Origin of the sequence: Allorhizocola rhizosphaerae (assembly GCF_003426775.1) — a bacterium.
Classification (GTDB): domain Bacteria; phylum Actinomycetota; class Actinomycetes; order Mycobacteriales; family Micromonosporaceae; genus Allorhizocola; species Allorhizocola rhizosphaerae.
The window spans coordinates 102,449-124,886 of sequence record NZ_QJUG01000001.1; the positions used below are offsets into that span (position 1 = coordinate 102,449).

17 protein-coding genes are annotated in these 22,438 nt (G+C 66.8%); 6 read left to right on the top strand and 11 right to left on the bottom strand.

All coding sequences use genetic code 11. The features are described 5' to 3' along the window. Positions 1-13 precede the first annotated feature (13 nt). The 7 genes from DM816_RS00370 to DM816_RS00400 are packed head-to-tail and all read right to left on the bottom strand — an operon-like array spanning position 14 to position 7,040. Entirely contained in the window at positions 14-994 is a 981-nt protein-coding gene (locus tag DM816_RS00370) for an aldo/keto reductase (RefSeq protein WP_117207987.1), read from the bottom strand. Next, the gene (gene kduD / locus DM816_RS00375; RefSeq protein ID WP_117207988.1) at positions 991-1,755 is read right to left on the bottom strand and encodes a 2-dehydro-3-deoxy-D-gluconate 5-dehydrogenase KduD; all 765 of its coding nucleotides are present in this window, start codon (positions 1,753-1,755) and stop codon (positions 991-993) included. Before kduD ends, DM816_RS00370 begins: the two co-directional genes overlap by 4 nt. After that, positions 1,748-2,788, bottom strand: coding sequence for a zinc-dependent alcohol dehydrogenase (locus tag DM816_RS00380; RefSeq protein ID WP_117207989.1), 1,041 nt, complete (start codon positions 2,786-2,788; stop codon positions 1,748-1,750). The genes kduD and DM816_RS00380 overlap by 8 nt, the downstream gene beginning before the upstream one ends. A gap of 13 nt (positions 2,789-2,801) precedes the next feature. Further along, positions 2,802-3,953 (bottom strand): mandelate racemase/muconate lactonizing enzyme family protein, encoded by a 1,152-nt coding sequence (locus DM816_RS00385; RefSeq protein ID WP_117207990.1) that lies wholly within the window; start codon positions 3,951-3,953, stop codon positions 2,802-2,804. 2 nt (positions 3,954-3,955) lie between these two features. Continuing rightward, positions 3,956-4,783, bottom strand: a complete 828-nt coding sequence (locus DM816_RS00390; protein WP_117207991.1) for a carbohydrate ABC transporter permease — start codon at positions 4,781-4,783, stop codon at positions 3,956-3,958. Beyond that, positions 4,783-5,766 (bottom strand): carbohydrate ABC transporter permease, encoded by a 984-nt coding sequence (locus tag DM816_RS00395; RefSeq protein WP_117207992.1) that lies wholly within the window; start codon positions 5,764-5,766, stop codon positions 4,783-4,785. The genes DM816_RS00390 and DM816_RS00395 overlap by 1 nt, the downstream gene beginning before the upstream one ends. A gap of 5 nt (positions 5,767-5,771) precedes the next feature. Beyond that, complete coding sequence (locus DM816_RS00400) at positions 5,772-7,040, bottom strand: ABC transporter substrate-binding protein (protein ID WP_117207993.1); 1,269 nt, start codon at positions 7,038-7,040, stop codon at positions 5,772-5,774. A gap of 140 nt (positions 7,041-7,180) precedes the next feature. Here DM816_RS00400 and DM816_RS00405 point away from each other — a divergent pair, with 140 nt between their 5' ends. Then, positions 7,181-7,951, top strand: coding sequence for a FadR/GntR family transcriptional regulator (locus DM816_RS00405; RefSeq protein ID WP_117207994.1), 771 nt, complete (start codon positions 7,181-7,183; stop codon positions 7,949-7,951). A 102-nt stretch (positions 7,952-8,053) separates the two neighbouring features. Here DM816_RS00405 and DM816_RS00410 read toward each other — a convergent pair whose 3' ends face one another. Then, complete coding sequence (locus DM816_RS00410; RefSeq protein ID WP_425455196.1) at positions 8,054-9,868, bottom strand: family 43 glycosylhydrolase; 1,815 nt, start codon at positions 9,866-9,868, stop codon at positions 8,054-8,056. 62 nt (positions 9,869-9,930) lie between these two features. Next, positions 9,931-11,289: a ricin-type beta-trefoil lectin domain protein gene (locus DM816_RS00415; protein WP_246001370.1), complete on the bottom strand. Its 1,359-nt coding sequence runs from the start codon at positions 11,287-11,289 to the stop codon at positions 9,931-9,933. Between the two features lie 1,013 nt (positions 11,290-12,302). Between DM816_RS00415 and DM816_RS00425 the strand changes: the two genes are divergently transcribed. Then, the gene (locus DM816_RS00425; RefSeq protein ID WP_117207996.1) at positions 12,303-12,989 is read left to right on the top strand and encodes a FadR/GntR family transcriptional regulator; all 687 of its coding nucleotides are present in this window, start codon (positions 12,303-12,305) and stop codon (positions 12,987-12,989) included. Positions 12,990-13,394: 405 nt separating this feature from the next. After that, entirely contained in the window at positions 13,395-15,779 is a 2,385-nt protein-coding gene (locus DM816_RS00430) for an RICIN domain-containing protein (RefSeq protein ID WP_117207997.1), read from the top strand. Positions 15,780-15,835: 56 nt separating this feature from the next. On the opposite strand, the gene DM816_RS00435 is transcribed toward DM816_RS00430, so the two are convergent. Both DM816_RS00435 and DM816_RS00440 read right to left on the bottom strand, forming a co-directional pair. After that, entirely contained in the window at positions 15,836-17,497 is a 1,662-nt protein-coding gene (locus DM816_RS00435; RefSeq protein ID WP_117207998.1) for a glycoside hydrolase family 27 protein, read from the bottom strand. 83 nt (positions 17,498-17,580) lie between these two features. Further along, positions 17,581-19,536, bottom strand: a complete 1,956-nt coding sequence (locus tag DM816_RS00440; protein WP_246001380.1) for a family 43 glycosylhydrolase — start codon at positions 19,534-19,536, stop codon at positions 17,581-17,583. A gap of 431 nt (positions 19,537-19,967) precedes the next feature. Between DM816_RS00440 and DM816_RS00445 the strand changes: the two genes are divergently transcribed. From DM816_RS00445 to DM816_RS00455, 3 genes are all read left to right on the top strand, one after another. Continuing rightward, entirely contained in the window at positions 19,968-20,996 is a 1,029-nt protein-coding gene (locus DM816_RS00445) for a LacI family DNA-binding transcriptional regulator (RefSeq protein ID WP_211588488.1), read from the top strand. Between the two features lie 93 nt (positions 20,997-21,089). Beyond that, the gene (locus tag DM816_RS00450; RefSeq protein WP_117208012.1) at positions 21,090-22,160 is read left to right on the top strand and encodes an inositol-3-phosphate synthase; all 1,071 of its coding nucleotides are present in this window, start codon (positions 21,090-21,092) and stop codon (positions 22,158-22,160) included. Then, on the top strand, positions 22,147-22,438 hold a 292-nt coding region (locus tag DM816_RS00455), incomplete at its 3' end, for a UbiA family prenyltransferase (protein ID WP_246001371.1). The genes DM816_RS00450 and DM816_RS00455, both read left to right, overlap by 14 nt.

Genomic DNA, 22,438 nt, shown 5'->3' on the forward strand with positions numbered 1-22,438 from the left:
GGCCGGCCACCCATCATCGATCGTGCCGTTGCCGTTGCGGATCGCTGATCAGTCCGGCGGCCGCCAGTTCCGACCATACGACCTCGGGGATGTGCCCGGCGAGCCGCTGCGTCGCGTCGGTGAGCTGACTGGGCGTGCCCGCCCCCACGACGACGGAGACGACCGCCGGGTGGCGAAGCGGGAAGGCGAGTGCGGCCTCCGGCAGGGTCACGCCGTGGCGCTCACAGACATCGGCAATCGCGTGCACCCGGGAGACCAAATCCGGCGGGGCGGGTGCGTAGTTGTAGCGAGCCTGCGAGTCCGGCCGCGGCCGGGCCAGCAGACCGGAGTTGTAAACCCCGGCGATGACCACACCAACGCCGTTTTCGGCGGCTGCGGACATCAGCTCGTCCGCCTGTTCCAGCAGCGTGTAGCGCCCGGCGCACATCACCACATCGACGTCGTGACCACGAACCAGCTCGGTCAGGTGCTGCGCGATGTTCATTCCCGCGCCGATCGCCCCGACCACACCCTCGTCTCGAAGCTCAAGCAGCGCGGGCAGTCCCTCGTCGAGCGCCTGCCTCCAGTGGTTCTCCGGATCGTGGAGGAAGGCGATGTCGATCCGGTCCAGGCCGAGGCGCTCCAAGCTGTCACCGATCGAACGCCGGATCCCTTCACGGCTGAAATCCCAGCGCCGAACGGTCCGGGCGGGGACCGCGAATCCCTCGTTGTCCTGCTCGCCCGCGAAGGCCGGATTGGGTTCGAGCAGCCGTCCGACCTTTGTGGACAGTATGTAGGAATCACGGGGCAGCCCATGCAGCAGCGAGCCGAACCGCCGCTCGGACAGGCCGAGACCATAGTGGGGAGCGGTGTCGAAGTATTTGATGCCGGCTTCCCACGCGGCCTCGAATGTCTGCGCGGCGGTGGCGTCGGACACCTCGCGGTAGAGGTTGCCCAGCTGGCTGCCGCCCAGTCCGAGCCGGCTGAGCGAAACAGGCGGACGGGTGCGGCTCATCGACCCAGCCATCCCCCGTCAACGGGAAGGACGATGCCGTTGACGTAATCCGATGCGGCCGAGGCGAGGAAGACGGTGGCGCCGGCGAGGTCGTCTGCCTCACCCCATCGCCCCGCGGGAATGCGCTCGACAATGGCACGGTTGCGGTTGGGGTCGTCACGCAACGCCTGTGTGTTGTCGGTGGCGATGTAGCCGGGGGCGATGGCGTTGACGTTGACTCCGTGCGGCGCCCACTCATTGGCCAGCGCTCTGGTGAGCCCGGCGATCCCGGACTTGGTCGCGGTGTAGGCCGCCACGTTGATCCCGCCTTGGAAGCTCAGCAGAGACGCGGTCAGCACGACCTTTCCGTGGCCCCTGCGCACCATCTCCCGCCCTATCCCGCGGGTCAGCACGAACTGGCTGGACAGGTTGACCGCGAGAACGTGGTCCCACATGTCGTCGGTGTAGTCCACCGCTGGTGCGCGGGCGATCGTGCCGGCGTTGTTGACCAAGACATCCACCGGCCGGTCGAGCTCGCACAGTCTCTGCGCCAGCGCCTCGACCTCGGCCCGTTCGGCGAAGTCGCATCGGTACCCGGTGAATTTCCCTCCGGCGGCCTCAACCTGCTGCTGCACCAGGCTTTCCCGCTCCTCCATGTTGGCGGAGACCCCGATGATGTCCGCGCCGGCTCGGGCGAGGGCGACGGCCATGGCCAGACCGATTCCGCGCCGGGCGCCGGTGACCACGGCGAGCCTTCCACTCAGGTCGAACAGTTCAGGCATCGACACTTTCCTCCCCCACCCGGCAGTCGATGAGCACCTTCATGACGTCGCCACCGGATTCGAGTGCCGAGAACGCATCCGCCGCGGACGCCAGCGGTTGGACCCGGGATACCAGCCGGTCGGCCGGGATGGTCCCGTCCGCCACCAACCGCACGGCCTGCTCGAAGTCGGCCCGCTCATACACACGGGCTCCGATCAGGCTCAGCTCGCGCCAGAACACCTGCTGCAGGTTCACCGCTCGCGGCGCCGGGTGGATGCCGACTACCACCATCCGCCCGCGGACGCCCAGCGCTGAAATGGCCGTCGTCACCCCGGGTTCGGCCCCGGAGACCTCGAATGCCACGGCCGCCCCGGCACCACCGGTGCGGTCCTCGACGTGCCCACCGATATCGGTTTCTTGCGGGTTCAGCGTTTCAAGGCCCAGGCCCTCGGCGAGCTTGCGCCGGTGCGGGTTGGGTTCCACCAGGACGACATCGGCTCCCACCGAACGGGCCACGCAGGCGATGAGCACGCCGATCGGGCCGCCGCCCACCACCACCGCGAACTCGCCGGCCGCAAGACCCGCGCGCCGCACGTCGTGCACGGCCACCGCGACCGGCTCGACCAGCGCGGCGCCGCGCAGTGGCGTCCCCTCCGGGATGCGCACCAGCACCTCGGCCGGCACCGTCCATCGCTCCTGCATCGCCCCCGGCGAGTCGATGCCGAGAAAGTTCAAGCGCTGGCACACATGCCGATGGCCGGCCCGGCACGCGGGGCACGAGTCGCACCAGCGCAACGGCATCACCGTCACGGGATCGCCGACACTCCAATCCGCGACGTCCGCGCCGACGGCGGCGATCCGGCCGGACATCTCGTGCCCGAGCACCGCCGGGACACGCACCCGGCCGTCCATCGCACCGTGCCGGATGTGCAGGTCGGTTCCGCAGATGCCGGTGAACGCGACCGCGATCTGCACCTGTCCACGACCGGGAGGCAACGGGTCCGACTCGCCCACAGCGATCGTCCCGTTGCCGGTGTAGCGAGCAACGCGCATGAATCACTCCTTGCTAGCTTCGCGCTTCCGCGATCAGGCGTTGTCCGGCGCGTTCCGGCCGGACGTGGGGTCCGTGGTAGGTCACCGTGTGGGGCCGTCGCGCCCGTGCGGTGATGGTCTCCTCGTCGATGCGGATGCCCAGACCGGGCGAGTCGCCGAGGACGAAGGCTCCGTCTTCCACGCGCATGTCCACGGTCAGGCCGACCGGGGGGTCAAGGTCCTGCAACTCGCTGACGATGTGGTTGGGTACCGACGTGGCGGCGTGCAACAGCGCGACGGGAATGTTGCCGACCGGGCTCACCGGCAGGTCGTGGGCGTGTGCCAGGGCGGCGACGCGCAGGAAGTGGGTCACTCCCCACACCGCCGCCGTCTGCACGATGTCCACCGCCCCGGCTGCCAGCAGGGGACGGAACTGCTCCAGCCCGGTGAGGTTTTCGCCGGTGGCTACCGAGGCCCGGATTCCACGCCCGACGGCGGCGTGCCCTTCGGCATCCCAGCGCCGCACGGGCTCCTCCACCCAGGTGAGATCCACAGTGCGTTCCAGTTCGCCGACGTGACGGACGGCCTGCTTGCGCGTCAACGACTCGTTCACGTCGAGCATCAGGGCGGGACGCATCCCGTTTCCGGCCTGGGTCAGCACGTCGCGCACCAACAGCAGCCGGCGCAGGTCCCGCTCGACGTCGAGGCCGCCCTTGAGTTTGGCCGCCCGCAGACCGCGTTCGGCGTAGACCTGATAGACCGCGACCAACTCGTCGTCATCGAGGTCGATGTCCAGACCCGAGGCGTAGGCGGGTACCGTCCGGTCGCGTCCGCCCAGCAGGCGCCACAGGGGTTCTCCGGCCGCCTTCGCCTTGATGTCCCACAGGGCGGTGTCGAGCGCGCCGATGGTTCCGAAGACCACCCCGGCGTGGCCGGCCTTGAACGTCTGCCGCAGCATGCGGTCGTAAAGGGCGGTCACGCAACGCGGGTCCTCGCCGGCGATCGCGGCGAAGACCGCCTCCAGCTCCACATGCGGTCCAATCCCGACGCCGGTGATTCCCTCGTCGGTGTCCACCAGAACGATCGATATCGCGGTGACCCCTTCGGGGAACACGCCGTTGGCGTCTCCGACGGGCCGGAACCATTCCTGGACCGTCCTCAGGGTACGAAACCCGGTGATCCTCATTGTCAGCCTTTCGTGGAACCGGCCGTGACGGCATCGGCGATCTGGCGCTGGAACACGAGATAGACCACCAACACGGGCACGGCGGCGATCAGCACCCCGGACGCGAACGTCGGGATGTCGCTGGAGTACTGACCGCGCAGCGAGGTGACGCCCACCATGAGCGTCCGATGTTGCGCGGACGGCATCATGAGCAGGGCGATGAGCACGTCGTTCCAGCAGAACAGGGCGTCGAGAATGCCGACCGACAGCAGCGCCGGACTGCCCATCGGCAACATGATCCGCCGGAAGACGCCGTACACGGTGTTCCCGTCGATGCGGGCCGCGTCCACGATCTCGCGCGGGATGCCGCTGTAATAGCTGGCCATCAGATAGATGGTGAAGGGAAGGAACTGCGCGACGTAGGCGAGGACCAGCCCCGGATAGGTGTCGATCAGGCCGGCGTCGGCCATGGTGCGGGCGAGCGGCACCATGATCACCTGGAACGGGATGAACAGCGCCGCGAGACAGCCCAGGAACAGCGCTCGTGAGCCACGGAACCGCAGGTGGCTCAGGGCGAAGCCGGCCATCGAGCCGAACAGCAGAAGCAGCGCGACGGAGGCGGCAACGACGATGAGCGAGTTGACGAAGTACCGCGCCATGCCCGCGCTCGTCCACGCGGTGACCACGTTGTCCCAATTCAGGGAACCGGCTGGGGAGAACCGGTCGAGGATGTAGTCATGCCGGGTCTTCATCGCGACGTTGGCCGTGAACACCAGCGGATAGATGGTCGCCAAAGCGAGGGCCATCATCGGCACGGCGACGATCCATGTGCTTGCCCGGGGGCCGCGCATCAGTCCTCCCTCCCCGCGCGGCGCAACAGCGCGATCTGCACGAGCCCCATCACGAGCATGATGAGGAACAGGACCGTCGATGCCGCGGAGGCCAGCGCCGGACGGTTCATCTGCCCCTGCTGCACCCAGATGTAGTACTCCGGCAGATAGGTCGATCCGCCGGGACCGCCACTTGTCATGACGTAGATCAGGCCGAACATCGACGTCAGCATTCCGATCATCGTGGTAACGAAGACGAACTGGATGGTGCGCGACAGAGCGGGGATGATCACGTGCCAGATCATCTGCGCCACGGTGGCCCCATCGGCTCGCGCCGCGTCCACCAGCGTGGGATCAAGCGTCGAGAACCCGGCGAGAAAGACCACCAGGGCCATCCCGAAGGTCGCCCAGATGTGCACTCCGACGACGGTGAACATGGCGACCTTCGGATCGCCGAGCCAGTCGACCGGGCCCAGACCGATGCCCTCGATGAGGGAGTTGAGCGGGCCGTCGAAGGCCAGGAGCAGATTGAAGATCGATCCCACGATCACCGGCGAGAGCACGGCCGGGAAAAAATACACGCTGCGGAAGACCCGATGACCGGGCACGCGCAGGAAGATGAACGTCGCCAACAGGCCCGGGACCGCGACCGCCACCGGAAGCAGCAGCGCCAGCAGCCCGACGTTGCGCAGCGCGATCTGGAAAACCGGATCACTGAGCAGATCGGCGTAGTTGTCCAGACCCACCGGCATCCCGTCGCGATCGCCGTCGCCGGTGAACGAGAAGTTGACGCCGAGCAGCAGCGGCCACAGCCGTAGCCCCAGGATGATCAGAAGCGCCGGAGCCACCAGCACATACGGGGCCAGGCGGTCACCCCGGAAGCGGCGCGGCGCCCGTGGGGTTTCCGCTCGCGCCTCCCATCGCCGGCGGGAGGCGAGTCCCCTTGCCTCGTCGGTCCACTCGGCACCAGCCGAGTGGACCGACGTTGAACGTCCTACCGGCACGCCGATCAGCTCGCCTTGTCTGACTCGGCCAGCTGCTTGAGAGCGTCGTCGACGCTGACCGACCCGGCGATGATCTGCTGGGACAGCCGCCCCATCAAGTCTTGGGTCTTGGACGAGAGCGCGACGTGCAGTGCCGGCTTGCCGTCCTTGAGGCTGGACACGATGGTGGTGACCGCGGGACCCCCGTCCGACGTCTTGACGGTGGTGTCGGACACGATTGCGCCGGCGCCGGTGTAGAAGGCGTGCAGCGCATCGATTGAGGTCAGCGACCGCACGAGGTCGGCGGCGAGGGCCGGGTTCTGGGTCCATTTGGCGATCCCGTAACCGATTCCGCCGTCGTAGGGAAGGCTGGGTGTCGTGCCGGAGGTGATCACGGGGGCCTGCATGACGCCGACGTTGTCGGCGCCGAGGAACTCCCGGAAGTCCTTCCAGTGCCCGATGTCCGACATCAACCCGATGATGTTGACGGCCTTACCGGAGCTGAACAGCCCGAAGGCGTCGTTGAACAGGGCGGTCGAGTTGGCGCCCTTGTTGTTCAGGCCGGAGTCGTTGGCCTCCTTCCAAAGCTCGAACATCCGCTTCACATTGGGGGAGTTCCAGTCGCGCTTGCCCGCGATCCAGTCGGTGTATTCCTTCGGCGTCAGGATGCCCGAGCCCAGGCCCGACATGAAGAACTGGATGCCGGCGCCCTCCTTGTTTCCCACGGCGAAGCAGGTGGCCTGGGTTGCCTTGGTGATGGTCGCGCAGTCGTTGACGAAGGCGCTCCATGTGGTCGCCGGGCGGTCGGGGTTGAGCCCGGCCTTCTTGTAGAGCGCCTTGTTGTAGTAGATCGGGTGACCCTGCAGCGTGATGGGCGCGGCATAGACCTTGCCGTCCTTGGCGAACGCGTCCCAGCCTGCCAGCCGCTGCTTGTCCGCGGCGATGAATTCGTCCAGCGGGAGCAGAGCGCTCACCCGATCGCGCAGCTGGCCGCCGCCGTTGAACAGCATGACGTCGGGACCCTTGCCCGACTGGATGGCCGTCCCGAGCAGCGTGTAGTACTGATCGAAGGGCTGGGCCACGAACTCCACGGTCACGCCCGGGTGTTTCTTGGCGAAGTCGGCCTTCGCCTTCTCCACGTAGGCAGCCGCGGTCTTGTCACCGGACTTCCAATCCCAGACCACGAGCTTGCCGCCCGCCGCGTCGGAGGGGTTCTTCGTCCCGGAAGCACTTCCGCAACCGGCCAGGACCAGCGCCGCCGCCAGGACGGCCGGCCAGAGTGCTTGCTGTTTCATCACTGCTCACTCCTCGAGAGAGGGCCGAGGACCGGCCGTCAGATTGCCCGCAAACATAAGTCGTATGATGTGTGATGTCAACGGTCTGCGTATACTGAGCCCGCGAGTCGCCCCGCTCGCAGTTGGGCACCGGAGGAAACATGACGGCACCGCACCAACCGGCCGTGAGCGCTTCGCCGCCCCCGGCCTGGGCTCAGCGACCCGCCAACCTCGCCAGCGCGGTGGCCGCGGAGCTGGTGGAGCGCATCGTGCGCGGGGTCCACCCGCCCGGCGTGGTGCTGCCGCCCGAGCCGGCCCTCTGCGAGACGTTCTCCGTGAGCCGCACAGTCGTCCGCGAAGCGGTGAAGATGTTGCAGGAGAAGGGACTCGTGCAGGTCCGCCAGGGAGCCGGGACCACGGTCACGCCACCGGCCATGTGGAACATGCTCGACGAGCTTGTCCTCGCGGCGAGCATCGCCGAAGACGACGGCCTGGACGTCCTCGACGATCTCGTGGTCACCCGGCGCCTGCTGGAGTCGGACATGGCCAACGTCGCCGCGCGGGTGGCCACCCCGCAGGTCGTCGAGCGGCTGCTCGAACTGGTGGACCGGATGGACACACTCGTCGACGACCACATCACCTACGCCGTGCACGACCGCGCCTTTCACGATGTGATCATGCAGGCCTCCGGGAACCGCATCGCCCGTGCCGTGGTGCGCGCGCTGGAGAGCCAGGTCATCAACACGGCCAGATACATGGGCCATCCCGAGCGTGCGTTGTGCGTGGCGTCCAACCGGGGTCATCGCCGCATCTATGAACGCATCGCCGCGCACGACCCCGACGGTGCCGCCGAGGCGGTCTTCACCCACATCACCGAGGCCTGGCTGGTCAGGCGCATGGGTCCGGGCGATCCGGTGCGGCTGCAACGTTAGGCCCATTCTGACTCCCGTGATGGTTCAGTGGTTGTTGGTGCTGCGCGCCGCAGCGCCCACCGCGAGCGCGGCGCGCAGCATTCCTTTCATCCGTTGGCCTTCCTACTGCATGGAGACGTCGTCGACGTAGAGGTTGTCGGTGCCCGCTGCCGTCTCGACGTAGAACGTGGCGCCGGACAGCGTGCCCGTCCACGACACCGTCGCGGTGCCGGTGAGCAGCGTCCAGCCGTTGGCGTTCACGGTCGCCGCCGGTGTCAGCTGGACGTAACTGGTCGACCCGTTGGCGGTGAGCGCCAGCGTCGCCTTCGCGCTGGGCGTGCCGGACTGCGTGCGCACCCACACGTTCGTCGTGTAGCTCTTGCCGTTGGTCAGCTTCGCCGTGACGTCCTGACCCGGCCCGTTCCACGAGCCGGTGCGCCCGGTGATCAGCAGCGATCGCGTCCCGCCGTGCGTGACAGCGGTGTTGGACGACAGCGTCCCGCTGCCGAACACCGACCAGCCGGTGGCGCCGCCTTCCGTGTCGCCGTTGGTGAGCACATTTCCGCCGCCGCCGGGCGTGCCGCTGAACTGCCACCAGTTCAGGTTGAACAGCGAGCCGCCGCCACCGGTGAATCTGAGATACAGATCGTGGGTTCCGGCGGCGCCGTTCAACGAGCACGAAACGGTGGTCCAGGTCTGCCAGCCGCCGGTGCCCGGCACGCGGCATGTCCCGACAAGTGTGCCGGTGGCACTGCCCAATCGGAGCTCGATGTTGCCGCCACTGGTCGCTGAGGCAACCCGCGCGGAGAAGGAGGTCGCACCGGTGCCGAAGTTGACGCCCTTGACCTTGATAGAGTCGCCGTTTTCGATCCAACCGACGTTCATCCCGCCTTCGGTGGACGGCTCCGTCTCGACGCCGGAGGCCCACGCGATCGTCTCGGCTTCCTGGCGCACATAGGGATTGAGCGTGCCGACTTGGGGCGGACCCACGGTGGTCATGTTGATCGTGGGGAACGTGCCGTTGGCGTTGTAGGCGAACCGTTCCACGGCCACCGAGCGGGTGAAGCCACCACCGCCGGGCAGTGCGCCGTTGTGGTAGAAGAAGTACGAGCCGCCGTTGAAATCGATGACCCCGGCGTGGTTGGTGAAGCTGCCGCCCTGCCTCGGCATGATGGTGCCGCGATAGGTCCACGGTCCGGTGGGGCCGGGGGCCGTGGAGTAGGCGATGTACTCGGAGCAGCACTCCGCCGCGAACACCATGTAGTACAAGCCGTTGCGCTTGTACACCCACGGACCCTCTTCATAGAGGGTCGGACGGCTGGTGCTTCCACTGCGGGCGCCAAATCCCGCCGTGGTAAGGGGAATCCGGGTCGGGCTGCCCGAGTAGGAGATCATGTCGGCGTTCAGCCGCACATACCACAGGTTCGGGTTGCCGTAGTACAGGTACGCCTGCCCGTCGTCGTCGATGAAAACCGAGGGGTCGATCTCGGCGTTCTCGATCAGCGGGCGGCCGAGGGCGTCGCGGAAGGGCCCGGTGGGACTGTCCGAGACCCCGACCCCGATGGCCTGTGATCCGTTGGACCGTCGCACCGGCACGTACCAATAGAACTTGCCGTTTCGCTCGATGGCCTGGCCCGCCCAGGCGTCGGCGCTGGCCCAGCTGAATGTGGACAGGCTCATCGGCGAGCCGTGATCGGTCCAGTTCACCATGTCCGCCGACGACCACACCCGCCACTCACGCATCGTGAACCACGTCGACCCGTCCTCGTCGTGCCCGGTGTAGAGGTACACCCGGCCGTTGTGCACCAACGGAGCCGGGTCGGCGGTGTAGATGGTCTGGACTATCGGGTTGTCCGCACGGGCAACGGCGGGAAGAAAAGTCGTGACACAGAGCAGGCTTGTTATCAGAGCGATGCCACGCCTCGATACGAGTTTCACCATTGCTCCTTGATAGGCATGCGAAGGGGCCGAACGGCGATCGCTCGGCCCCGAAAACGCGGTCAGTTACGGAAGCTCCATTGCTGGTTGCCGCCGCCGTGGCAGGACCACAGCTGAAGCAGCGTGCCGTTGGCGGTGCCGTTTCCACTCGCGTCCAGGCACAGTCCGGATTGGACTCCGGTGATGGAGCCGTTGGAGTTGACGTTCCACTGCTGGTTGGCTTGGCCACTGCAGTCCCAGATCACCACACGGGTGCCGTTGCTGGTGCCCTGTCCGCTGGCGTCCAGACACTTGTTGCCGTACACGGTCAGCTGCCTGCTGCCGGCGTTGTAGGACCAGCGCTGGTTGGTGTTGCCGTGGCAGTCCCACAACTGGGTCTGCGCACCGTTGGCGGTGCTGACCCCGGCCACGTCGACACAGCGACCCGACTGAGCCCCGACGATCTGGACGTTCTGCTGACCGGGCGGCGGGCTGCTGGCAGGCGGGCTGCTGGTCGGCGGGTTGCTGGGCGACGGGCCGCCGACGAACTGCGAGATGAACCGCCACGCCTCGCCCTTGGTCCAGGTCCTGACGCCGTCCTCGCAGCCGGAGCATCCCTCCACCGGTGCCGGACCGTGACCGCCGTCGAACGCCGCCCACTGCACCGGGAAGCCTGCGCGGCACGAATACGTGGTGGTGATGTGCCTGCCGCTGCCCTGCCCAGGCTCCGGCGCGTTCTGGGCCGCACACCCGTTGTTACGCAGGAATCTGTCGCGCAGCGACCGGCCCTGAGAAATGTTGAGCACGTTGTCCGAGATCCCGTGGATCCCGAAGTAGGCGATGGGCTGGCTGCCGTCGCTGCATCCGCTGAGCTGAGCACCGGCGTAGACCACGACGGCACGGAAGACGTTCGCCCGGCTGCATGCGAGCGAGTAGCTCATCCCGCCGCCGTAGCTGAAGCCCATGGCGAAGCGCAGCGAGGTGTCGACGCAGAGGTCCCCCTCGATTCGCCGGATCATGTCGTCGGTGAAGGTGACGTCCTGATTGTTGGAGTTGGGCCAGCCGTTGCCGAGGCCCTGCGGCGCCACGAGAATCGCGGTGTTGTTGGACTGTTCCTGCATCCCGTAGTACGCCCAGGCGGCCCCGCTCGATCCGCCCGTCGAGACATCGTTCATGGTGCCGCCTCGCCAGTGATAGGCGAAGATGATCCGGTACGGGGTGTTGTTGTTGTAGTTGTTGGGCCTCCGCAGGATGAACTGGCGGTTCTGGCCACCGCTTTGAATGGTGTGGGTGCCGTTGCCCATCGTCGGCGTCCGGCCGCAACCGGACGAGGGTGCGGCCGACGCGGATGGGCTGGTGCCCGTCACGGCATACGCCGCCGCGGCGGCGACGGCCAAGGCGGCCACCGCCGCCGGCAGCCAACGGGTGGATGTTTGTCTCACTGCGTTGTCTCCTTTGTACTTGGGGAGCGATTGCACTGCCGGTCACACCGCGGTGATGGTCCAGTGGTTGTTGGTGTTTCGTGTTGGGCGCCCACATGGATGCGGTGGAACCGGCGGTGATGTTGCCCATGCCGTCGAGTGCGGTGTTGGTGCCGCGGTTGACGATTTGGTACCCGGCAGTTGCCCACGCTGGTCAGCCGCCACTGCTGGTGGTAGCCGCCGACCGCGGCCGCGGCGCGGCAAGCAACGCGCGGCGATTGGGCCGGGATGGGTTGAGGGGACCGGACATGCCCGCCAACCTTTCTAGTCGGTTCCCCGCGAGGGCGTCGCCCCGGCTGCGCAGGCCCAAGGCGACGGCCCTCGCGGGTGCTCAGCAGGTGGAGTTGGTCTGGGTGCGCAGGGCGAGCCGCCACGGCAGGGCGCTGTCGTCGCCGGAGTTGGGATCCCCGGGCCGGCCACTTTGTCGCGGCCGGGCTGTCAAGGAAGCCATCGTCAATCCCTTCTCGGTGGGCAGCAAGCCTCGTCACGCATCGCGTTGCGGCGCTTGCCTCCAGGACGCCCGCGGGTGGCCCGGCTCCTAACCACGCGGTTTCGCTTCGCGGACGGGGTCCCGCTGCCTCAGGACCGATCCGTTCATGATCCAAGGAATGTGAGCGTTAACATCTCGGAGTTTGCTAAAGGTACCGAAAGGAAAGAGATCAGTCAATACCTCTTTTTATACTGCTATATAGTGCTTCATCCGACGCGCACGGCGATGCCCTGCGCCGCTTGCGTGTGGTTCGAAACTATGACGAAACGCGGCCGTCATGGGATGTCTTTATAACCCCTGCCATACGGATTCGTCTAGAGTTCTCGGAAACCCGAAACACGTCAAGTAATTCTTCAATCGGCACGACAAAGTCGTTGCCTCGATCTCGTGGAGACATGGGATTGCCTTGTGCGAAACGGTCGCACACGGCAACCTTCTTCTGAGCTCCGGCCTCGTCCCGGACCGAACGCCCAAGGAACTTCACATGTCGCAAACCGAGAAGGCCATGACCCGCATACGTGAGCTCATCCAGTCGGGCGAGCTCCCGCCGGGATCCAAGCTGCCGCCCGAACCTCAACTGGCCGCCGAGCTGGGCGTGGGGCGCAACATCATGCGGGAGGCCGTGCGGGCGATGGTGGCCGCGCGGGTGCTTGAGGTGCGCCGGGGCAACGGCACGTTCGTGACCAGCCTGGAGCCGAAACTTCTGCTGGAAGGCATCGGCGCGGCCGTGGAGCTGCTCCAGGGCGACACGATGCTCGAGCTCACCGAGGTGCGCCGGTTGTTCGAGCCGGCCGCGACCGCGCTGGCCGCCACCCGGATCACCTCCGTCCAGCTGGCGGAGATCAAGGGACACCTCGACGCGATGCGCACGGCGGCCGATGATGTCGAGTTGCTCAACAAGCACGACGCGGCGTTTCACCGCGCGGTGTTCGCCGCCACCGGCAACCAGACCCTGTCGACGGTGCTCGACGGCATTTCCAGCCGCACGGTGCGCGCACGGGTGTGGCGCGGACTGGTTGACGCCGCGGCCGCGGGCCAGACACTGCGCGAACACGAGGCGATCTACGCGGCGCTGGTGTCCGGCGACGCCATCCGCGCCCACGCCGCGGCCCTGATGCACATCACCACGACAGAGACATGGCTGCGTCAGCACCTGCGCGAAGAACCGTAGCACCGAGCCATGGGATGAATGCCCTCCAGACATAGTCGAAAGTGGAGCGGCAGCCCGTGCTCCATGGGGGCTTCCCCAGCAAATTCGCAAACATGAGACGTCACACCTTTCCAAGCGTGGGATGTCGTGGTTACGATTCCGTGCAAACACCGGCCGATATAGATGAGCTCCGTGTCACCGTTCTCGCCCGCCGCCTGACGAGAGCGGCCGCAACGGTGCCAGGGCTACTGCCGACCCGGCGGCCATCGCCCGGCACCTTGCTCCACATAGGTCACCTCGGTCGCATCGGCTCGATGCGGCGCTTCCCCGGGGAGGTTCACCATGTCCGCCGAGAGCCGGTTACCGGCTCGACTCCCGCCTCGGTGTGCGCCGCTCAACCAAACAATCCCCCTTGAGGAGATTCGCATGTCCCTATCCTCACCCTCCGTCCCGCACGGGCTGGCCCGGCTGGCCGTGGCAGGACTGATGACCGCGGCCGCCGCGGTGGTCGTGGCTGCTCCCGCGTCGGCCGCCACGACGACTCTCTACGCGTCGCCGAACGGGTCCGGCACGGCGTGCTCATCGGCGCAGCCGTGCTCGCTGACTCAAGCGCAGGCAGCCGTCCGTGCGCTCGTGCCGACGATGAGTGGAGACATTGTCGTGCAGCTCGCCGGCGGAACCTACGCCCTGAGCTCACCGCTCACCTTCACCGCGGCCGACTCCGGTGCCAATGGCTACACGGTGTCCTGGCAGGCGGCGGCGGGCACGCGCCCGATCATCTCCGGCGGGCAGCGCGTGACCGGCTGGACGCTGGCCGACTCCGCCCAGAACATCTGGCGGGCCAACGTCGGTACCGGATTCGACACGCGGCAGCTCTACGTCAACGGCCGCATCGCCACGCGCGCCCGGACACAGGTCAACCGGGCCGACTTCACCTTCACCACCACCGGTCTCACCTTCACCAACGGTGCGCTGTCCTACCTGAACAACCTCACGAACCAGGATCGGATCGAGCTGGAATCGGTCAACTCGTTCACCGATCGGTACGCGCCGGTGCAGTCGATCAGCAACAACCGGCTCACGATGGATCAGCCCGCGTGGAACAACAACACCTGGGGCTACGACACGCTGTCCAGGCCCTTCCGCGCCGGCCCGCTGTACCTGGTCAACGCGCGCGAATTCCTTGACACCGCGGACGAGTGGTATCTGGACACCAGCGCGGGAGTGCTCTATTACAAGCCGTTGAGCGGGGAGAACATCGCCTCGTCCGACATCCAGCTGCCCCGTCTGGAGTCGCTGCTGCGCATCGGTGGCAGCTACGCGACACCGGCCCATCACCTGACCTTCAACGGCCTGCAGTTCTCGCACACCAGTTGGCTGCACCCCAGCAGCAACCAGGGCTACGCCGATCAGCAGACCGGTGCCTACATCTACGGCAACTGGAACCGACCCGCCGACTGGCTGAACTCCTGCCAGTCCGGCTGCCCGGCGTTCGAGGCCGCCCGGCCGCATTGGCGCCAGATGCCCGCGGCCGTGCAGGTGTCTGCGGCGCACACCATCACGTTCTCCGACAACAGGTTCACCAATCTCGGCCAGGTCGGCCTCGGCATCGGCAATGACGCCAACGCGCACGGCACGGGTGTCGGTCTCGGCGCCAGCAACATCGACGTCGTCCGCAACGTGTTCGAGCAGATCTCGGCGGGGGCCGTCATCGCCGGTGGGGTGCAGGCCGACGCCCATCACCCGAGCGACAGCCGGATGCTCAATCGGGACATCGTCTACAGCCACAACCTCGTGCACGACGTGGCCATCGAATACCGCAGCCATGTGGGACTGCTCATGACCTACCTCGCCGATTCGACGATGTCCAACAACGAGGTCTACAACCTGCCCTACACCGGCATCTCGATCGGCTATGGCTGGGGAGCCAACGACGCGGGCGGAAGCCAGGACTACACCGACCGCGGTCTCTACAACTACCAACCGAAGTACACCACCGCCACCATCGCGCGAAACTACCGGGTTCAGGCCAACTACGTGCACGACGTGATGCGGCAGATGACCGACGGTGCCGCGTTCTACAGCCTCTCCGCGTTGCCCGGCACGACGATCAACCAGAACTACTTCCGCAACACCAACGGGTGGCTCGGCCTGTACTTCGACGAAGGTGCGCGGTACCAATCCGCCGCGAACAACGTCTTCGACAACATCGGGCAGTGGGCCTACGGCCAGCACTGGGCGAACAACAACACCGGCAACCTGACCGTGACCGACAACTGGACGACGAGTAGCAACACCAACATCGTCAGCGGCCAACGGGGCAACACCAACACCGGCACCGTCTTGGTCAGCGGCGGCAACTGGCCGCAGGCCGCGCGCAACGTGATGGCGGCGGCGGGAATCGGCTCACCACCCACCCAGCCGGGTGCCCAGATCGTCGGTGTCGCCTCGGGTCGCTGTGCCGACGTGCCCAACTCCTCCACCACCAACGGCACCCAGCTGCAGATATGGGACTGCCACAGCGGCACCAACCAGCGCTTCACCCACACCAGCAGCAGGCAGCTGATGGTGTACGGCAACAAGTGCCTCGACGCCAGCGGACAGGGCACCAGCAACGGCACCCGTGTGGTCATCTGGGACTGCCACGGTGGCGCCAACCAGCAGTGGAACGTCAACGCCAACGGCACCATCACCGGAGTCCAATCCGGACTGTGCCTGGACGCGAGCGGACAGGGCACCGCCAACGGCACCCTGCTTCACCTGTGGTCCTGCCACGGCGGCGCCAACCAGCAATGGACCCTGCGCAGCTGACCAAGCACAAAAAATGGGCCCCGCCGCTACCGGCGGGGCCCGCATGTTTCTGATCTTCAGCGACGTGTCCAGCGCTGGTTGGCGGCCGCGGTGCACGTCCACAGGATCACCGTGGTGCCGTTGGCCGTGGCGGCCCCGTTGACGTCCACGCAAAGTCCTGATTGGACACCGCGGATCGTGCCATCGCCATTGAGGCTCCACTGCTGGTTGCTACCACCGTGGCAGTCCCACATCTGTACCTTGGTGCCGGCGGTGGCGTTGCTGGGAGCGTCGAGGCACTTGCCAAGCGACCGGAGGGTCGCTCCGTTGAGCGTCCATTGCTGGTTGGCTTGGCCGTTGCAGTCCCAGATGACGGGCTGGGTGCCGTTGGCGGTGCTGCTGTTCGGCACATCGAGGCACCGCCCGGATGCGGCGCTGACCAGCGTGGCCGTGGTCGGTGCGGTGGTCGTTGGCGATGGGCTGATGTTGCCGCCGCCGCTGACGCGGTAGACCACGGTGCCGTGAGCCGGGACGCTGGCGGAGATGGCACCGGTGGTCGTGCTGGTGCCGTCGGTCCACGCGTCGCGAAGGGTGAACGACGTCCCGGACTTCCCGATGGCCGCGGCGGTCGTGGAGATGGTGGTCGTCGTGCCGCCCTGGTTGAACAGGGCGACTGCGACGTCGCCGTTGGCGAGCCGCTTGGCGAGCACGCGCCGGGTACCGTCAAAGGAAACCTGAGTCGCCTGGAGGCCGAGCGGATCCTGGTTGATGTCGATCAGGTTCCGGTTGGTCAGGATCGCCTTGGTGGCCGCCGACTGGGATCGGATGTCGTTGCCCGCGATCAGGGGCGCGGCCATCACGGCCCACATGGCGAAGTGGCTGCGCATCTCCGTGTCGTTCATGCCGCCCCGGCCGACCTCGAGCATGTCCGGGTCGTTGAACTGACCGGGCGCGGCGTATCCGGCGAGCGGGACGTTGACGTTGATGATGTTCTGGATACCCATGGGATATCCGTTTGTCTGGCCGGTGTCCCAGGCGTTGGTGATGTCCTCGGTGGTGCGCCAGATATTGGCCACATCGCCCCAGTTGCGCTGCGGACCGGTCTTCGAATGAATGCTGTTGGAGTTGATGCTGTACACGATCGGGCGGCCGGTCGCGGCCAGTGCGTCGCGCATGATGGCGAACCTGGCCACCTGGTCCTGGATCGAGCCTTCCGGGGAGCACCAATCGTATTTGAGGTAGTCGACGCCCCAGGCGGCGAACTGCCGCGCGTCCTGTGCCTCGTGTCCACGGCTTCCGGTCGAGCCGGGATAAGCGTCAAAGTACTGCGCGCACGTCTGGTCCATGGGCGATTGGTAGATACCGAATTTGAGGCCCCTGGCGTGAAGGTAGTCCCCCAATGCCTTCATTCCGCTGGGAAAGCGGCCCGGGTCACCCTGCAGGTTGCCGGAGGAATCGCGATTCGGGTTGAACCAGCAGTCGTCGACGGTGACGTAGTGATACCCGAGGTCGCGCATCCCGCTGCTGACGATCGCATCGGCCATCTGCCGGATCAGTGTCTCATTGATGTTGCAACCGAAGGTGTTCCAGGTGTTCCAGCCCATCGGCGGCGTGCGCGCGACCCCGTTGTCCAGCGCCTGCACGGTGGACCCGCGCAGGATCACCGCCGCTGCGGCCACCAAAACCATCGCGACCGACAGTATCGCGCTCCATCGGCCTGGGCGGATACGAGGTTTCATGTTTCACGTCTCCTTACACATAGGCGGGATCCTCGGGGGCGCCAACCCGGACTGGCGCCCCCGAGGATGTCTTTATTGGACGGTCACGGCGTGGTGAGCTCGAACCGTTCCACGGCTACCGTTCCGCCCAGGGCCTGCGTGGCGTAGTTGAAGATGCCGTAGCGATAACCCATGAAGAACTGCCAGGCGTTGTTGAGCGTGAATCCGGGGCCCAGGGGCGTGAAGTTGACGCCGTCGGCGCTGTAGGAAAAACGCGCCTGTCTGTCGGCACCCGGGCGGATGTCGGCGTTGACCCGCAACCATATTCGCCCGCCCGAGATCCCGGCGCTGGCCGCTTCGCTGCCCGTGCCCGTCGTGTTCCAGTTGCCGTCCATGGTGAGCCCGTTGGTCATGACGACCCGGGTCGTGCCGTTGTCTCGTTTCACGCCGATCCAGGCGGATGACTGGCGCAGCATCGCGAGACCGGCCCGGTCGCCGTCGCGCATCTCGGAGTAGTTGAGCACGATCGTGGCCGTGGACGTGGGGCCTTGGATGCGATGGGTCAGCGTGTTGCGCGCGTTGTACAGGTCGTTGGTCACGGTCGCGGTGGACAGCCGCAGCCCGTTGTTGACCGACCACTTCGTGTTGTCGGGGTTGTGGTTCCATTCCCATTGCGGCCCGAGCGTCGTCCCGGCGAAGGTGTCGACTCCGGTGAGCGGCTTCACGGTGCGCGGCGGCCGCGGCACGTTCGGGTAGGGATATGAATTGCCCCAGCGGCCGTTGACGGTCTGCAGGACCGGCCAGCCATCCGCGGTCCAGGTGACCGGGGCCATGGCGGGGACCCGGCCGCCGGGATAGGCGTCCACAAACGACATGTAGTACCAGTCACCGTTCTGGGTCTGCACCAGCCCGCCCTGGTGGGGCACGCCGCCACCGGCGATGGGGCCCGGCAGATTGAGCAGCACCTGCCGCATCTCATACGGCCCGAACGGGTTGTTCGACTTCAGCACGTACTGGCCGTTGGCCGGGCGGGTGAGCCAGATGTAGTAACTCCCGTTGCGCTTGTAGAACCGGGCGCCCTCAAGGACTCCCACGCTCGAAGGCGTGGTGAATACCTGCTGTGCCCGCACCTGGCTGAGCCCATCGGCGGACAACTGGGCGACGCTGATGTTGGTGGCTCCGTAGGCGACATACATGGTGTCGTTGTCGTCGATCAGCAGCCCGGCGTCGTAGTAGCAGTTGTTGATCTGCGAACGTTTCTGCCACGGCCCTTCCACGGTCGACGCGGTGTAGACGTAGGTCCGGTTGAACTCGATGCAGCCGATCCAGTAGAAGGTGTTGTTGCTGCGTCGATGGTTGAGCGTGGAGGCCCAGATCCCCTTGACATAGGCACGGCCCCCGCTGAGGTTGTAGTTGCTGGACCCGAAGTCGAGAGTCGGCACCGAGTGGCCCGCGAACTCCCAGTTGACCAGGTCATATGAGCGCAGGATGGGCGCTCCCGGGGAGTAGTGCATCGTCGAGGCCGAGTAGTAGTAGGTGTCGCCCACCCGGATGATGTCGAGATCGGCGAAGTCCTGCCAGATCACCGGATTGTTGAACTGCGCCGACGGCGGCCACGGGTCCCCGCCGCCCGGGTTGTAGCCGGGCAGCCGCCAGACGCGCGTCGCTGCCGTGGTGCAGGGCAGTTGCACCAGCCCGGTGCCGTTGGCCGTGCCATCGCCGTTGGGCGCGACGCACTTTCCGGAGTGGACGGACACGACGGTGAACGTGTTGGTCGCGCCCGGCACGGTGACCGGTTGCAGCCGGAAGCGCTGATTGTTGGCGGTGTGGCAGCTCCACTGGATGATCGCGGCGTTGTCCGCCGTGGACGCGCCGTTGACGTCCACGCAACTGCCGCTGGTCATGGTCCGGATGTTGTACTGGTCGGCGGTCCCGGAGACTGGAGCAAACGTGAAGCTCTGGTTGCCGCCGCCGTGGCAGGACCACAGCTGAAGCTGCACACCGTTGGCCGACGAGCTGTTGGGGATGTCTGTGCAGGCTCCGTTGGCCTGGTTGAGCATGGTGCTGGTGAACGTCACAGGAGCGGCCTGCGCTGGCGCTCCACTGTGGACTATCGGGACGAGAGACGCGGTCAGTACGAACGCCGTCAGCCGCTTCCTTGTCGACAACACGGGTGTGGCCTCCCTTGGTGAGGCGGTGGTGATGACTACCGCCTCCGACCGTCGGCGTGCGGCGTGGGCGGTAGCCGGCTCGGTTGGACGGAGCCGAGGCATTACCCGCACCAGGGACGTGGCCGCGGGCGCCTCGGTGGATAGATCTTTTTATGTTCCGTTAATCTCCCGAGATGTGAACGCTAACATTTCCGAATCGTGAAAGAAACTATCGGATGAACTGACATTAGTCAATGCGCATGACCTGCTCTTTCGCTCCACACGGAGGCGCACTGTCTAGAGTGAAAGCCTCGATCCGCGGGACAAGAGGTGACATCGCTGTGACGCAGGCAGATCCGCCCATGGATGCGTTCAAGCCCGTGACGATCTCCTCCATCGCGGAGTCGGCGGGCGTGTCGATCCCGACGGTGTCGAAGGTGCTCAACGGCAAGCCGGGAGTGGCACCGCACACCCGTGCGCGGGTCGAGGCGGTGATCAACGAGTTCGGTTATCGGAGACCCGAACCGCCCAAACGTGCGGGCGAAACCCTGGAGCTCGTGTTCGACGACCTGGAACACCTGTGGGCGATAGAGATCATCCGCGGGGTACGGCGCGCGGCCGGCGAACACGACGCGGGCATGCTGCTCTCGGAGTTGGGCCCGCATGAGCCCGCCGCCCGCCGCTGGATCGACGACGTCCTGGTCCGCCGTCCGTCCTGCGTGGTCAGCGTCGCGCGGCTCTCGGCGGCGCACCGTGGCCGGCTCAAGGCGCGAGGGATCCCGTTCGTGCTGTTCGACCCCGACGTCGAGTTGCCGGACGGCGTCCCCTTTGTCGGCGCGACGAACTGGTCCGGCGGGCGGAGCGCCACCCGGCACCTGATCGAGCTGGGCCACCGTCGCATCGCGATGATCGCCGGCCCGGACCATGCTCCGTCCTGGCAGGCCAGGTTGGACGGTTTCCGCTCGGCGATGGAGGCCGCCGGACTTCCCGTCGGCACCGGCTTTGCAGTGCGGACCGACCTCAGCCCCGAGGGCGGTGAGGTCGCGGCGCGTGAGCTATTGCGCCGTCCGGAACGCCCAACAGCCATCTTCGCCTGCAGTGACGTTCAGGCCGTCGGCGTGTATCGGGCCGCGCGGCATGCGGGGCTTTCCATTCCACGCGACCTGAGCATCGTGGGGTTTGACGACCTGCCCGTGGCCATGTGTGCCGACCCGCCGCTGACGACAGTCCGCCAGCCGTTGGTGGAGATGGCGATGACCGCCACCGAGCTCGCCCTGGCTCTCGGCCGCGGTGAAAACCCCCGTCAGACCGGGCTCGAGCTCGCCACGAACTTGATCGTGCGGGAAAGCACCGCTCCGCCCGTGCCTTGACTGTTTTCTGGATGTATCTAAAACTGGAGATCTACTGGCGTGATCGGCGCACGCCTGTCCGACGGTTCACCGACGACAGGAATGAGGCCGATGGTGCGCACAGGTGTATGGCTGGTTGGTGCCCGTGGATCGGTCGCCGTCACGACGATGGTCGGGACGCTTGCCGCCCGAGCCGGGCTGGCGGAGCCCGTCGGCTGCGTCACCGAGCTCCCCGGGTTACGCGATGCGGCGGCGCTGCCCGCGCTGAACGATCTGGTCTTCGGCGGGCACGACACCAGCTCGGTGCCCCTGGTGAAGAAGGCTCATGCGCTGGTGGGCTCGGGCGTGCTGCCGGCGGCCATCGTCGAGGCGGTCGCCGACGAGCTGCACCGCATCGAGGCGTGCCTGCGGCCGGGTACCACCTCCATCGAACAGGTGGCCGCCGATGTGGCCGGCTTCCGGGAGCAGCATCGCCTCGACCGGGTGGTCGTCGTCAACGTCTCGTCCACCGAACCCTCCTCAGACGGGCTGCCCGCGAGTTCGCGCTATGCCTGTGGCGCGTTCACCGCCGGATGCTCCTATGTGGACTTCACTCCGTCGCTTGGCGCGCGGCATCCGGAGGCGATGCGGCTGGCCGTCCACCATGGACTCCCCTACGCGGGCAACGACGGCAAGACCGGGGAGACGCTGCTCAAGTCGGTGCTGGCGCCCATGTTCGCGATGCGCAACCTGCGGGTGCGGTCGTGGTCGGGCACCAACCTGCTGGGCGGTGGTGACGGCGCCAATCTGGCCGACCCGGGGGCCAACGCGGTCAAGGTGGCCAGCAAGCAGCGTGTGCTTCGGGAGATCCTGGGCTACGAGCCCGAGGGCGGCACGCGCATCGATTACGTCCCCGACATCGGCGACCTGAAGACCGCCTGGGACCTGATCACCTTTTCCGGCTTCCTGGGCACCCGCATGCGCCTGGAATTCACTTGGCACGGCTGCGATTCGGCCCTTGCCGCGCCGCTGGTGATCGATCTGGCCCGGCTCACCGCCGCCGCGCACAGCCGTGGCATTTCCGGACCGCTCACGCAGCTCGCCTTCTTCTTTAAAGATCCCATTGGGGTGGTACCGCATGCGCTGCCCGATCAATGGCGGCTGTTGTGCGATTGGGTGTCGGGGTGGGCCCGTGAAACCGCGTGATCTGGTCGAGCTGGTGCGCGCCCCGGCCGCGCTGTCCGTGCCGGGCGACGCAGTGGCGGGCGCCGCTGCCGCCGGTTGCCTGGGCCCCCGCACAGCCGGGGTCGCAGCCGCGTCGGTGTGCCTCTACTGGGCGGGCATGGCAGCCAACGACTGGGCCGACCGCTCGGTTGACGCGGTGGAGCGCCCGCACCGCCCCATCCCGTCCGGCCGGGTGAGCGCACGCCAGGCGCTGTCTGTCGCATGTGGACTGACGGCCGCGGGATTGGCCGTCGCGGCCG